10 protein-coding genes are annotated in these 13472 nt (G+C 67.0%); 8 read left to right on the top strand and 2 right to left on the bottom strand.

What is annotated here, in order from left to right; genetic code table 11:
- The first annotated feature begins 29 nt into the window (after positions 1 to 29).
- From XM1_RS07480 to XM1_RS07470, 3 genes are all read left to right on the top strand, one after another.
- The gene (locus XM1_RS07480; RefSeq protein ID WP_068432105.1) at positions 30 to 230 is read left to right on the top strand and encodes a hypothetical protein; all 201 of its coding nucleotides are present in this window, start codon (positions 30 to 32) and stop codon (positions 228 to 230) included.
- Positions 231 to 378: 148 nt separating this feature from the next.
- Complete coding sequence (locus tag XM1_RS07475) at positions 379 to 1791, top strand: methyl-accepting chemotaxis protein (protein ID WP_068432102.1); 1413 nt, start codon at positions 379 to 381, stop codon at positions 1789 to 1791.
- 177 nt (positions 1792 to 1968) lie between these two features.
- On the top strand, positions 1969 to 2676 hold the full coding sequence (locus tag XM1_RS07470; protein ID WP_068432100.1) for a cytidylate kinase-like family protein: 708 nt from the start codon (positions 1969 to 1971) through the stop codon (positions 2674 to 2676).
- Positions 2677 to 2720: 44 nt separating this feature from the next.
- Here XM1_RS07470 and XM1_RS07465 read toward each other — a convergent pair whose 3' ends face one another.
- Positions 2721 to 3260, bottom strand: coding sequence for a cytochrome b (locus XM1_RS07465; RefSeq protein ID WP_068432098.1), 540 nt, complete (start codon positions 3258 to 3260; stop codon positions 2721 to 2723).
- 113 nt (positions 3261 to 3373) lie between these two features.
- Here XM1_RS07465 and XM1_RS07460 point away from each other — a divergent pair, with 113 nt between their 5' ends.
- Both XM1_RS07460 and XM1_RS07455 read left to right on the top strand, forming a co-directional pair.
- Positions 3374 to 4354 (top strand): SPOR domain-containing protein, encoded by a 981-nt coding sequence (locus XM1_RS07460; protein WP_231920723.1) that lies wholly within the window; start codon positions 3374 to 3376, stop codon positions 4352 to 4354.
- 273 nt (positions 4355 to 4627) lie between these two features.
- Positions 4628 to 7519 carry a PAS domain-containing protein gene (locus XM1_RS07455; RefSeq protein WP_231920722.1) on the top strand — a complete coding sequence of 964 codons (2892 nt, stop codon included), beginning with the start codon at positions 4628 to 4630 and terminating at the stop codon, positions 7517 to 7519.
- Between the two features lie 125 nt (positions 7520 to 7644).
- Here XM1_RS07455 and XM1_RS07450 read toward each other — a convergent pair whose 3' ends face one another.
- Positions 7645 to 9441 carry an alpha/beta hydrolase gene (locus tag XM1_RS07450; RefSeq protein WP_068432095.1) on the bottom strand — a complete coding sequence of 599 codons (1797 nt, stop codon included), beginning with the start codon at positions 9439 to 9441 and terminating at the stop codon, positions 7645 to 7647.
- A 217-nt stretch (positions 9442 to 9658) separates the two neighbouring features.
- Between XM1_RS07450 and XM1_RS07445 the strand changes: the two genes are divergently transcribed.
- The 3 genes from XM1_RS07445 (at position 9659) to XM1_RS07435 (ending at position 13463) form a co-directional block, all read left to right on the top strand.
- On the top strand, positions 9659 to 10810 hold the full coding sequence (locus XM1_RS07445; protein ID WP_068432092.1) for a hypothetical protein: 1152 nt from the start codon (positions 9659 to 9661) through the stop codon (positions 10808 to 10810).
- 128 nt (positions 10811 to 10938) lie between these two features.
- Positions 10939 to 12177: an LL-diaminopimelate aminotransferase gene (locus XM1_RS07440; protein WP_068432089.1), complete on the top strand. Its 1239-nt coding sequence runs from the start codon at positions 10939 to 10941 to the stop codon at positions 12175 to 12177.
- Positions 12174 to 13463, top strand: coding sequence for a homoserine dehydrogenase (locus XM1_RS07435; RefSeq protein ID WP_068432086.1), 1290 nt, complete (start codon positions 12174 to 12176; stop codon positions 13461 to 13463). The genes XM1_RS07440 and XM1_RS07435 overlap by 4 nt, the downstream gene beginning before the upstream one ends.
- Positions 13464 to 13472 lie beyond the last annotated feature (9 nt).

Below are 13472 nucleotides of genomic sequence, written 5' to 3'. Positions count from 1 at the left end.
CGTGCCGTTCTTGCCAAGAGGAGGGCCACATGAGCGGATGGGGCTGCGCCCACGATGATCACGGCACCTGCACGCGGGTGGCCGGAAGGCCCTGCGATCCGGGCATGAAGGGCTGCGTGCTGGCCGGACGCTTCCGCTTTTCCAATCCGGCGAAGAACCGGCCTGTGAAATCGCAAGGTGAGTACACAACGGCCGAGCTCGCCGATGAGGATGGCGAACCCCCCGCTTAGCTCCCATATCTCAACCAAATGGCCTGCTGTCCTATGAACGCAGGCGTTGACGCATCCCCTGGCAATAGGTTTTAGTGAATCCCAACAAACGAAGGCGCCCAAAAGAGGTGCCGTAAAATGGGTGAATTGTACTCTGGGAGAAAGCGGAATGACGGCTGAGCGCGGCGGGGCCTCCCCGACGGCGGAGAGCGTTGACTCGTTCGCCACCGAGGTTTTGAAGCAAATCGACAGTCTCAGCCTCGAGGTCGCCGACATCGCCGGCACCATGGACGGCCTGACCCGCTTCGTGAAACACCAAGAAGAGCTGTTCGGCCATCTGAAGATGATCGCCCACACCATGGCCGACACCATCGGGCTGATCGACGCCGCCGGCCGCGAAACCCGCGACATGACCATCCAGGCCGGGCACCAATCCTCGGAATCGCTACGCACGGTGGAAGAGGCCCTGTCGGGCGTCAACCAGCTGGTCGGTGCCGTCCAGGGCATCGAGGAACGCCTGGAGGGCCTGGAGGGCGCGCTGGGCGAGGTCAGCACCATGTCGCGCAACATCCAGAAGATCGCGCGCCAGACCAACCTTCTGGCCTTGAACGCCACCATCGAGGCGGCCAGGGCCGGCGAGGCCGGAAAAGGGTTCGCCGTCGTCGCCACCGAGGTCAAGACCCTGGCGCGCCAGACCGCCGACGTCACCAGCGGCATCGACGACACCGTCCACAAGCTGTCCGGTTCGGTCACCGACCTGATCGAGACCTCCACCGACACCCTGAAGATGGCCGATTCGGTCGGTTCCGGCGTGGGCGTCATCAACGAGGCGGTTTCGGTGTTCGGCAACGTCATCGAATCGGTGGAAAGCAAGGTGGGCGACATCTCCCAGGCGGCGTCCGCCTCGCTCACCCAGTGCGGCGACGTGATCGGCGAGATCGACAAGTTCTTCGAAGGCATCGCCATGACCAGCGAAAGCCTGCGCAAGGCCGACGAGCGCATCGCCTCGCTCTTGGGCAGTTCGGAAGAACTGATGGGCTATATCGCCGCCTCGGGCTTCCGCACCGCCGACACGCCGTTCATCGAGGCCATCCAGGAGGCCGCCCGCAAGGTATCCGCCCTGTTCGAGCAGGGAATCACGTCCGGCCGCATCTCGGTCTCCGACCTGTTCGACGAGGCCTACCAGCCCATCGCCGGCACCAATCCGCAGCAGCACACCTCGCGCTATGTCGCCTTCACCGACCAGATGCTGCCCGACATCCAGGAACCGCTGCTCGGCCTCGATTCGCGCGTGGCCTTCTGCGTCACCATCGACCGCAACGGCTACATCGCCACCCACAACAAGAAGGTGTCGCACCCCCAGGGCGCCGACCCGGTGTGGAACAACGCCAATTGCCGCAACCGGCGCATGTTCAACGACCGCACCGGCCTGTCGGCGGGACGCAACACCAAGCCGTTCCTGCTGCAGACCTATCGCCGCGACATGGGCGGCGGGCAGTTCATCATGATGAAGGACGTCTCCGCCCCCATCACCGTGCAGGGCCGCCACTGGGGCGGCATCCGCCTGGGCTACCGGATTTAGTCATCGCCGATACGGTCACGGCCGGGCCCGCCCCGGCCGTGACGCGCAACCATTCGGCGGCACACCGTTGCCAAAGCCGCTTTTTTGCCGGGGCCGCATTCTCCACGCGGGGGATGGCGGCCTCTTCGTCTTGGGCGTATCATTGCCGATAGGTAGGCATTCCGCAGGGAGGCTTCCATGACGACCAATATCCTTTCCGTAATCTCCGCAATGGCCGAGGTAGCAACCGTTCCTCGTCAGGGAGAGCACTTGCGCCCCCGCCAACCGGTGATCACCTTGTCGCGCGATTTCGGCTCGGGCGGCGACGTCATCGCCACCCGGCTGTGCCAGCGCCTGAAACTGCCCCTTTACGACGAGGAATTGCTGCGCGAGGTGTCGGGCCGCCTGAACGACGACCCCGCCATCGTGCGGCTGCTGGACGAAGGCTTCGGCCGGGCCAAGGACATGTGGCTCTACCGCCTGTTCTCAGGCAAGGACATCAGCCCCGACGCCTATCGCGACACCCTGATCAAGGTGGTGATGAGCCTGGGCCGCCTGGGCGGCGTCATCGTCGGGCGCGGCGCCCACATCATCCTGGCGGGCGAATGCGCGTTGCGCGTCCGGGTGGCGGGCAGCCCCGAAGTCTGCGCCAAGCGCATGGCGGCGGCCGGTCACGGCAACGAGGCCGACCTGATGGCCCAGGCCCAGGAATTGAACCACCGCCGCGGCAAGTTCGTGTGGGAGGCCTTCGGCTCGCGCCTGTCCGACGCCAGCCAGTTCGACCTGACCATCAACACCGACCGTATGGATGATTTCGAAGACGTGGTGGAGACCATCATCGTGATGGCCGAAGCCGTCCATTCCGGCCGCGTGCTGCGCGGCGACCTGGTCCACGCCCAAGTGTAAGGTCCGGCGCCGGGGGGACGGCTAAACGCCCCCCCGGCTAAAGCTCACCGTCCCGGCAGCATGCGGGCCATGATATCGTCCTTGAGGATGAAGCGGTGGCGAAGCGCCGCCGCCACATGCCCGACCAGCACCGCCGCCAGGATCCAGCCGAGCGCCACGTGGCCGCCCTTCAGCACTTCCTTCAGGGCATCGTCCTTGCCCACCAGGACGGGCAGCGCCAGGCCGAACACCGACACCTCGCGGCCGGCGCTCTGGCTGAGCAGGATGCCGTCCAGCGGAATCAGCACCATCAGCAGATAGAGCCCCACATGTCCGGCCGAGGCCATCAGACGCTCGATGGCGGGCATGGACACGGGCAAGGCCGGCTGCGGCCGGGTCAGGCGCCAGGCCAGACGGGCCACCGCCATCACCAGCAGGATCACGCCGATGGCCTTGTGCAGGCCGATCACCTCGGACCGCACCGGCCCCTTGGGCAGGGCGTCGATCATGTGTCCAACCACCCACAGGGCCAGGATGGCCGCGGCCATCACCCAGTGAAGTATCCGCGCCACGGCGTCGTAGCGCGCGGGAACAGCTTCAGTCATGCCACTTCCCCAACTGAAATCAAAGCGTCCGCCACCCTAGCACGCCGTACCGGAGGTTGACATTGCCGACCGAGCGCATACCCTTCATGCATGGGATATCAAGGGGAACGGTAATGTCGCGTGGTGCATCGCGTATCGCTTCGCTTCTGGCGATGCTTTCGGCGCTGGCGGCATGCGGCGGCATCGTCGGCGTTCCGCCGCCCGCCGAATCCTGGCCGTCGCCACCCCAGGAAATGGCGCGCGAGCCCGTCCGCTATCCCGAAATCCGCCTCAACGTTCCCGCCTTCATCGCCTCCGACCCCGAGGCCCAGCGCTTCCTGCTGCTGCGCCAGCTGGTGGAGGCCGGGCTGGTCACCCCCGAGGAGGCCGGAACCCGGCGTGCCGCCAATATCGGCGCCCTGCTGCCCTTTTCCGCCCCGCCGCCCGCCGCCGGCCTGAGCCGACCGGTGGCGCTGCGCGACATCGCCGACCGGCTGTCCCGCCTGTCGGTGCCGGTTGCGGGGCAGCCGGCCTCGGTCCGCCAGGCCGAACGCGACTTCCTGATGGACACCCTGCTGCCCGCCGAGCCCCTCCTGCGGGCGCCGCCGGCGCGGCAGGAAAAGGAAGCCCTGGCCACCGGCCGGCGCCGCGCCGAGGATCTGGGCCGTCTGGGGCTGCTCGAACACGACGAGTTCCAGCGCGAGATGGCCGCCATCGTCGCCGCCGAACGGACTCTGGCCAACGCGCCGCCCCCACCTCCGCCGCCGCCCAAGAAAAAGCCGAGGAAGAAGCCGCCCGTCCCCGACGGCGGCGTCCCCGGCGCCACCAAGCCCGGCGACATCCCGGGCGGAGTGCAGCCGTTCAATCCCAAGGGAACGCTGGGGCTGCACCTGCTGTCCATGGCGTCGCCCACCACCACCGACAAGGCGGTCGAGGCCCTGAAGAAGGAATTTCCGGAACTGGCGCCCCTGGAGTTCAAGGCGGTCAAGACCGACATTCCCGACCTGGGAACGACCTACCGCCTGATGGCCGGCCCGCTGTCGGGGGCCGATGCCGAAACCCTGTGCCGGGCGCTGCGCGGCAAGGGCCAGTCCTGCGCCATCGCCAATTACTGACGACATCATCGTCATATTTCGTCCGACAGCCGCCCATTTCGCGACAACCCCGGCCGTTCGTACGTATATTCCCTTGCCCGCGTCAGGCACACACCTTATGCTTTCATCCAGACCTGTATGGCGTTTGGCATAATGTCACTCCGGCCCAAACAAAACCCTGGCGTTCATATTGCGCCGGAACAATCTCCCGGAACGCACGCGCCGCAGACAGGGAAGATCGCCTTTCGCCTGTTCGCAGCCGTTCTGGCCCTCAACCTCGCCATCGCCGCCGTCGTGGCGACCATCATCTCCATCGGGCAGGAGCAGCACCGGCAGATGGCCGACCAGCAGGTGGAGAACCTGTCCACCGTGCTGCGGACCAGCCTGCTGGGAACCATCACCAAGATCGACATCACCCTGCAGGCCGTGGCCGACGAGATCGGCCGTCAGGAGCGGACGGGCGGCATCGACACCCCCCAGTTGGAGGAGGTCCTGCGCCGCCACGACGCGCGCATGCCCGAGGCATTGGGATTGCGGGTGGTGGACGCGGCCGGGATCATCCGCCACGGCGTCACCGGCATCAAGGTGGCCCAGGCCAGCATCGCCGACCGGCCGCAATTCATCAAGATGCGCGACGATCCCAACGCCGGGCTGGTGATCTCCAAGCCGGTGCTGGGCCGCGCCGCCCAGACCTGGATGATCACGCTGAGCCGCCGTCTCGACCACCCGGACGGCTCCTTCGCCGGCGACGTGCATGTGGCGGTGCCGCTGGACCGGCTGACCGAAAGCTTCAACAGCGTCAATGTCGGCCCCCGCGGCGTGGTCAGCCTGTGGGACGACGGGCCGTCGGCCCTGGCCCGCGCCCCCGATATGGACGGTCCCGGCGGCGTGCTGGCCAAGGCGCCCAAGCCATCGGCGGAACTGCGCGCCGTGATCGAGTCCGGGGCGGACAATGCGGCCTATAGCGCCCATTCCGGCATCGACAACATCAAGCGGAGCGTCCACGTCAACCGCGTAGGCAAAATGCCCCTGTGGGTCGTCGTCGGCCTGGCCGAGGAAGACTATCTCGCCGACTGGAACCGGCAGGTCCGCATTCTGGTGATTCTGGCTTCCGCCTTTTCATTGCTCAGCCTGGCGATGGCGGCGATGTTCCTGCGCGGCTGGCAAAACCGCCACCGCACCGCCCTGGCCGTCGCGGAAGCCCATGCCCAGACCGAGGAGGCCCGCCGCCGCCTGGAGCTGATTCTCGGCTCGGCCGGCGAAGGTATCTGCGGCGTCGACACCGAGGGGCGGATCACCTTCATCAACCAGACGGCGCGCCGCCTGCTGGGTTGGGGCGAGACCGAGGGTATCGGCCTCAACCTGCATGAAGAGGTTCATCACCACCGCGCCGACGGCAGCGAATTTCCCGCCGTCGCCTGCCCGGTGTGGCAGACCCTGCACGACGGCAACACCCGCCACATTCCCCGCGACGTCCACTGGCGGCGCGACGGCACCTCCATCCCGGTGGAGTTCACCAGCGCCCCCATCATCCAAAACGGCCACATCACCGGCGCGGTGACCCTGTTCCGCGACATCGCCCGGCGCATTCGGGTGGAAAGCGAGGCGGCCCGCAGCCTGGCGGTCACCACCGCGCTGGGCGGCATTCTGCGGCATTCCCTCGAGGACCGGCCGCTGGCCGACATCCTCCATGATTCCCTGGTGGAAATCCTCAGCCTGCCCTGGCTCAACCTGGAAGAGCGGGGCAGCATCTTCCTGACCGAGCCCGGGGGACAGACCCTGCGGCTGGCGGCCGAGCACAATCTGGCGCCGAGCATCGCGCAGAGCTGTGCGACCATCCGCCTCGGCCAATGCCTGTGCGGCACCGCCGCCGAACGGCGCGAGGTGATCTTCGCCGCCCATGTGGACGAACGCCACCACATCCAGGTGGCGGACATGCATGCGCACGGTCACTACTGCGTCCCCATCATGAACGGCAGCGACTTGCTCGGCGTGCTCAACACCTATGTGGGCCACAATCACCAGTGGCTGGAAGAGGAGGAGCGTTTCCTCAAGATGGTCGCCGACACCCTGGCGGGCATCATCCGGCGCAAGCAGATCGAGCAGACCCTGAGGGACAGCGAGGAACTGTCCAAGACGCTGCTCAACGCCACCATCGACGGTGCCCTGGTGCTCACTCCCGAGGGGCGCATCCTGGCCGCCAACGAGTCCCTGGCCGCCCGCTTCGCCCGCACGCCCGCCGCCATGGCGGGAACCAGCTTCTTCGACTGGCTGCCGCCCGCCCTGGCCGAAGCCCGCCGCGCCCAGCTCAGCCAAGTGCTGGAGGCGAAGGCGCCGCTTCACACCCACGACGAACGGGACGGCGCCATCTTCGACAACCGCGTCTATCCCATCGGCGATGCGGACGGAACCATCGGCCGGATCGCCGTGTTCTCCCGCGACGTCACCTTGCAGCGCAATGCCCAGAAGACGGTGGAGAAGGCCCTGGCCGACCTGGCGCGCTCCAACGCCGAACTGGAGCAGTTCGCCTATGTGGCCTCCCACGACCTGCGCGAGCCGCTCCGGGCCATCACCGGGCATCTGCAACTGCTCGAGCGCCAGTTGAAGGACAAGCTGAACGACGACATCGCCGAATCCCTGCATTTCGCCGTGGATGGCGCCCGGCGCATGGACATCCTGATCCGCGACCTGCTGGACTATTCACGCATCGGCCACGCCGACCGCGAGATGGAGGACCTGGAACTGGGCGAGGTCATCGCCGACGCCCTGGCCAACCTGTCGGCCACCATCGCGGAAAGCCGCGCCTCGGTGAGTTGCGGCACCGCCATGCCCATCGCCCACGGCAACCGCATGGAACTGACCCGCCTGTTCCAGAACCTGATCGGCAACGCGCTGAAATACCGCTCCGCCGACCGCGCGCCGGTGGTGACCCTGAACGCCACACGCTCGGAAAACGTCTGGGACATCGCCATCCGCGACAACGGCATCGGCATCGAGCCGGAATATTTCGAACGCATCTTCATGATCTTCCAGCGCCTGCACGGACGCGGGCAGTACGAAGGCACCGGCATCGGCCTGGCGGTGTGCCGCAAGATCGTCGAGCGCCACGGCGGCTCGATCCGGGTGGCCTCCACCGCCGGCGAAGGCAGCACCTTCACCATCTCGCTGCCCGCCATCGGGACGTAGCCCCTTCCCTTCCCCCCCCTTGCGTCATGGCCGGGCTCGACCCGGCCATCCGCGCCGTCCGCACAGCAAAAAAGGCGGCCCCCGCAGGAGCCGCCTTTCTCTAACGTTCGGCCGAGACCGGTGGACTACACCGCCTTAACCCGGACATAGGAGCCCGGAGCGGCCTCGATGGCCTTGAGCTTGCCCGAGCCCGGCACGCGGGCGGGAACCTGCTTGCCGGCGAACTTCTCGACCCACTTCTGCCAGTCGGTCCACCACGAACCGTCCACCTGGGTGGCGCCGGCCAGCCAGACTTCCGGGTTCTTGGGCTTCTTGGTGTTGGTCCAGTAGCAGTACTTGTTGGCCGCCGGCGGGTTGACCACGCCGGCGATGTGGCCCGAGGCCGACAGCACGAACTTGATCGGCCCGGAAACATGCTGGGTGAGCGCGTAGGTGCTCTGCCACGGCGCGATGTGGTCCTCGCGCGTCGACAGCATGTAGATGGGGGTCTTGATGTTGCCGAGGTCGATCTTGACGCCGTTGAGCTCGATGCCGCCGGCCTCGATCAGCCGGTTCTCCTGGTACATCTTGCGCAGGTAGAAGCTGTGCATGGCGGCGGGCATGCGGGTGGAATCCGAGTTCCAGTACAAGAGGTCGAAGGGGAACGGATCCTTGCCCAGCAGGTAGTTGTTGACCACGAACGACCAGATCAGGTCGTTGGCGCGCATCATGTTGAAGGTGGTCGCCATGTCGCGGCCGTCCAGGTACCCCGCCTGGTTCATGCGGGTTTCCAGCGCCGAGAGCTGCTCCTCGTCGATGAACACCCCCAGCTCGCCCGGCTCCTTGAAGTCGGTCATGGTGGTGAAGAAGGTGGCCGAGGCGATGCGGTCCTCGCCCTTGGCGGCCAGATAGGCCAGGGTGCAGGCCAGCAGCGTGCCGCCCAGGCAGTAGCCGGCGGCGTTGACCTGCTTGGAGCCGGTGGCCTTCTCGATGGCGTCGATGGCAGCCAGCGGGCCTTCCAGCATGTAGTCGCCGAAGCCCTTGTGGGCCAGCTTCTCGTCCGGGTTGACCCAGGAAATGACGAACACCGTGTGGCCCTGGTCCACCGCCCACTTGATCAGCGAGTTCTTGGGCCGCAGATCCAGGATGTAGAACTTGTTGATCCACGGCGGCAGGATCAGCAGCGGCTTTTCCAGAACCTGTTCCGTGGTGGGATCGTACTGGATCAGCTGCATCAGGTCGGTCTGGAAGACCACCTTGCCCGGGGTGACGGCGATGTTGTCGCCCACCTTGAAGGCGTCGTAATCGGTCATCTTGATGGCCAGGTTGCCCTTGCCGCGCTCAAGATCGTCCAGCAGGTTGTTGAGGCCCTTCAGCAGGTTCTCGCCCCGGCTCTCCACGGTGGCGCGCAGCACCTCCGGGTTGGTCAGGACGAAATTGCTGGGCGCCATGGCGTCCACGAACTGGCGGGTATAGAAGTCCACCTTCTTGGCGGTGTGGTCGTCCAGGCCCTCGACGTTCTTCACCATGCCCTGCATCCAGCGGGCGGACAGCAGGTAGGACTGCTTGATGAAGTCGAAAATCTCGTTTTCCTGCCACATCTCGTCCTTGAAGCGGCGGTCGCCGGAATCGGGGGCAACCACCGGCTGGGTCTCCTCGCCCATCATGCGGCGCGCCGTGTTCTGCCACAGCGACATGTAGTCCTGCCACAGGTTGAGATTGGCCTCGACCAGCTTGGCCGGGTCGCTCATCAGCTTGGCCGTCATCTCCATGAAGGCGTTGCCGATGTTCAGCGGATCGGCCGTGGCCGCCGAGGGGTCCGCCGCCTGACGGGTGAGAAAGTCGGTCACGATGCGCTGGGACCGTTCGGCGATGTTGGTCATCGCCTTGGAGAGTTCCGCCGGATCGATCATCTTGGAATCGGCGCCCGTCTGCTCAGCCATCAGCTTCCCCTTAATTTACGGTGCATCCAGAGTGCAACCATACACGGCTATGGGGAGCTTGTCCCCTCGCCCGGCGGTCCGGCGGATGCACGCCCATCCTTTCCGCCCGTTCCATAGACCTATATACTTTCGAACCATGGCCTGATAAACGTGAACTTGCCGTAAAAATCGGTCCAGACAAAAATAGTTTCTCGATACCGGGGGCAGCAGTTCGTCCATGTTCGATTGCATCGAGGCTTGGCGCCGTCGTCATGAGCGCCGCACTCTGGCCGTTGGCCGGAGCGTCGCTATCGCCGCTCTGATTGCCGGCTGCTCTTACGTTCCCGACGCCCTTAATCCCGTCGAGTGGTACAAGGGCGTCGCCGGCGTGTTCGAAGGCGACGAGCCCCCCGTGGTGGCCGCGCCCCGCCGCCCCGAAGGCTCGTTCCCCAACGTCAACGAGGCCGGCGCCAAGACCGCCCCGTCGGGCAAGGGCCTGGCCGGAGACAAGGGCAACGCCAAATACGCCGAATCGGTGCGGCGCGAACCCGCGCCCACCAAGCAGCTTGCCAAGAAGACCCAGCCCACCCAGACCCAGGTGGCCGAAGCCCCCGCCCAGGCGCAGCCCCCCCAGGTGGCCCAGGCTCCCGCCGCCGCCCAGGACGCGTCGGGCAAGGGCTCCTACCAGCCGTCGCTCGACCGCCGCATGCAGGCCGCCCGCGACGAAGGCCCCAGCGCTCCGCCCCGGACCGCTCCCGGCGGCCCGCCGGCCCGCGCCGAAATTCCCGACAGCGTGCCCACCCGCCGTGGCCTGCTGGCCGAGCATTTCCAGAAGCGTCTGGCCGAATCCGCCGTCGCCACCAACAAGGGCGACCCCTTCACCGGCGTTCCGGCGCCCCGCACCCAGGCGTCGTACAACCAGCCGGCCCATACCTACGCCGTGCCGGCCCAGCCGCCGGTGGGCATGAGCCGTTCACCCCAGTTCGCCGCCGACACCGGCGAGCGGGCCGTCAACCTGACGCCCCCCAAGGGCCTGCGCGGCGCCAAGGGCATGGTGGCTCCCAAGGGCCCCGCCGCCCAGTTCGAGGTGGCCTCGCTGCAATTCGGCCCCAGCGGCGCGCTCACCGCCGCCGACGGCGCCCAGCTGCGCGAAGTGGCGTCCTTGCAGAAGCAGACGGGCGGCGTGGTCCGCATCGTCGGCTATCCCTCGCCGGGCGCCGTGTCCTTCGTCGGCCAGGACGACGCTTCCGTCGCCATGGGCCGCGCCAGGGCGGTGGCCAAGTCGCTGGCCAGCCTGGGCGTGCCCGCCCGCAAGATCATGGTGGCCGCCGACCCGGTGGCGCCGTCCGCCTTCGACGACAGCGGCGCCAAGGTCTCCATCGAATACTGATGGCCCGGCTGAATTGAACGGATTCCAGGCGTGCATGTCTGGGTCCGTTCAAATAGCCATCGATTCTTAACCGCTGCCGCATTAGGGTCCCCTTCGAGGGGGGCCTCGCAGCAGATTAGGTTCGGCCCATGAGCAGCCAGCAGCACGACTTCCATCGGATCAAGCGCCTTCCGCCCTATGTGTTCGCCGAGGTGAACGCCATGAAGGCCCGCGCCCGCGCCGCCGGCGAGGACATCATCGATTTCGGCATGGGCAACCCCGACCAGCCCACCCCCGCCCACATCGTCGACAAGCTGGTGGAAGCCGCCCGCAATCCCCGCGCCCACCGCTACTCCATGAGCCGCGGCATCCCCGGCCTGCGCAAGGCGCTGTCGGCCTATTACCAGCGCCGGTTCAACGTCGACATCGATCCCGAGGCCGAGTGCATCGTCACGCTGGGCTCCAAGGAGGGGCTGGCCAATCTGGCCAACGCCATCACCAGCCCCGGCGACATCGTGCTGGTACCCAATCCCAGCTATCCCATCCACCCTTACGGCTTCATCATCGCCGGCGGCTCGTGCCGCTTCGTGCCGGTGACCCCCGACGCCGAATTCCTGAAGGCGCTGGACCGCGCCGTGCGCCATTCGGTGCCCAAGCCCATCGCCCTGGTGCTGAACTATCCGTCCAACCCCACCGCGCTCTTGGCCGATCTCGACTTCTACGGCCAGGTGGTGGAGTTCTGCCGCCATCACGGCATCTGGATCCTGTCCGACCTGGCCTATTCCGAGATCTATTTCGACGTGGCCCCGCCGCCCTCGATCCTGCAGATTCCCGGCGCCAAGGACATCGCGGTCGAGTTCACCTCCATGAGCAAGACCTACAACATGCCGGGCTGGCGCATCGGCTTCGCCGCCGGCAACAAGACGCTGATCGCGGCACTCGGCCGCATCAAGAGCTATCTCGATTACGGCGCCTTCACCCCCATCCAGGTGGCGGCCACCGCCGCGTTGAACGGTCCGCAGGATTGCGTCGACGAGATCCGCGCGCTGTACAAAGGCCGCCGCGACGCCCTGATCGAGGGATTGAGCGCCGCCGGCTGGGACATCCCCAGCCCGCCCGCCACCATGTTCGCCTGGGCCCCCATCCCCAAGGCCTTCGCCCATCTCGGCTCGCTGGAATTCTCCAAGCTCCTGATGCGCGAGGCCCAGGTGGCGGTGGCGCCCGGCATCGGCTTCGGCGAATACGGCGATTCCCACGTCCGCATCGGACTGGTGGAAAACGTCCAGCGCACCCGTCAGGCGGTGCGCAACATCAAGACCTTCCTCGGCAACACCGGACAGGTGCTCGAGGCTTCCGAAAAACAGCGCATGGCAGGAACGGAACGATGACCAAAGCCAATCCCCTCAAAATCGCCATCGCCGGCTTGGGCACCGTCGGCGGCGGCACCGTGCAGCTGCTGCACGACCAGGCCGAATTGCTGGCCGCCCGCGCCGGGCGCCCGCTGGCCCTGGTGGGCGCCGCCGCTTTGGTCAAGCCGCCGGAGTTGCCGCTGGACGGCGTGGCCTTCTTCGCCGACGCCCGCGACATGGCCAAGACCTGCGATTACGACGTGCTGGTCGAGCTGATCGGCGGCGCCAAGGGCATCGCGCTCGACGTGGTCAGGACGGCGCTGGAACGGGGCAAGAGCGTGGTCACCGCCAACAAGGCGATGATCGCCCACCATGGGCTGGAACTGGCCCGGATCGCCGAGGCCAAGGGCGGCAATATCGGCTTCGAGGCCAGCGTCGGCGGCGGCATCCCGGTGATCAAGTCCCTGCGCGAAGGCCTGGCCGGCAACCGCGTCACCAAGGTGATGGGCATCCTCAACGGCACCTGCAACTACATCCTCACCACCATGCGCGAAACGGGGCGCGACTTCTCCGACGTGCTGGCCGAGGCCCAGGCGCTCGGCTATGCCGAGGCCGACCCCAGCTTCGACATCGACGGCACCGACACCGCCCACAAGCTGGCCATCCTGGCGTCGCTGGCCTTCGCCATGCCGACCAATATCGACGGCGTGTCGTGCGAGGGCATCCGCAACGTCAGCGCGCTGGACATCCGCTATGCCGACGAGTTGGGCTACCGCATCAAGCTCCTGGGCGTCGCCTCGGTCTCGGACCAGGGCGTCGAGACCCGCGTCTACCCCGCCATGGTGCCGCTGAGTTTCCCGCTGGCCCATGTGAGCGGCCCCTTCAACGCCATCGTCACCGAGGGCGATTTCGTCGGCCGCACCGTGCTGGAAGGAAGGGGCGCGGGTGCGCGCCCCACCGCCTCGGCCGTGGTCGCCGACCTGATGGACCTGGCCTCGGGCCGGACCATGCCCACCTTCGGCCTGAAGGTCGAGGCGCTGAAGCCCCGGCCCGCCGCCCCCTCGGGCGCCCATCGCAGCGCCTATTACATCCGCCTGATGGTCAGGGACGAGCCCGGCGTGTTCGCCGACGTGGCCGCCGCGCTCAAGCAGGAGAAGGTCTCCATGGAGCAGATCATCCAGCGCGGCCGCGCGCCGTCCGAGGTGGTCCCGGTGGTGATGACCGTGCACGAGACCGACGAGGCCTCCATGCTGCGCGCCGTCGAGCGCATCCGGGCGCTGGTCTCGGTCACCGACCTGCAGCTGATCCGTATCGAGTCCCTGTGAAGGCTTTGG

Source organism: Magnetospirillum sp. XM-1 (genome assembly GCF_001511835.1).
Taxonomy (GTDB): Bacteria; Pseudomonadota; Alphaproteobacteria; order Rhodospirillales; family Magnetospirillaceae; genus Phaeospirillum.
Note: the sequence above shows the minus strand (reverse complement) of the source record. Positions and strands in the feature narration are given on the sequence as shown.

What these genes read in the sequence shown, in the direction of transcription:
- XM1_RS07480 (WP_068432105.1), top strand. Translation starts at nt 30, where the DNA reads ATGAGCGGATGGGGCTGCGCCCACGATGATCACGGCACCTGCACGCGG.
- XM1_RS07475 (WP_068432102.1), top strand. Translation starts at nt 379, where the DNA reads ATGACGGCTGAGCGCGGCGGGGCCTCCCCGACGGCGGAGAGCGTTGAC.
- XM1_RS07470 (WP_068432100.1), top strand. Translation starts at nt 1,969, where the DNA reads ATGACGACCAATATCCTTTCCGTAATCTCCGCAATGGCCGAGGTAGCA.
- XM1_RS07465 (WP_068432098.1), bottom strand. Translation starts at nt 3,260, where the DNA reads ATGACTGAAGCTGTTCCCGCGCGCTACGACGCCGTGGCGCGGATACTT.
- XM1_RS07460 (WP_231920723.1), top strand. Translation starts at nt 3,374, where the DNA reads ATGTCGCGTGGTGCATCGCGTATCGCTTCGCTTCTGGCGATGCTTTCG.
- XM1_RS07450 (WP_068432095.1), bottom strand. Translation starts at nt 9,441, where the DNA reads ATGGCTGAGCAGACGGGCGCCGATTCCAAGATGATCGATCCGGCGGAA.
- XM1_RS07445 (WP_068432092.1), top strand. Translation starts at nt 9,659, where the DNA reads ATGTTCGATTGCATCGAGGCTTGGCGCCGTCGTCATGAGCGCCGCACT.
- XM1_RS07440 (WP_068432089.1), top strand. Translation starts at nt 10,939, where the DNA reads ATGAGCAGCCAGCAGCACGACTTCCATCGGATCAAGCGCCTTCCGCCC.
- XM1_RS07435 (WP_068432086.1), top strand. Translation starts at nt 12,174, where the DNA reads ATGACCAAAGCCAATCCCCTCAAAATCGCCATCGCCGGCTTGGGCACC.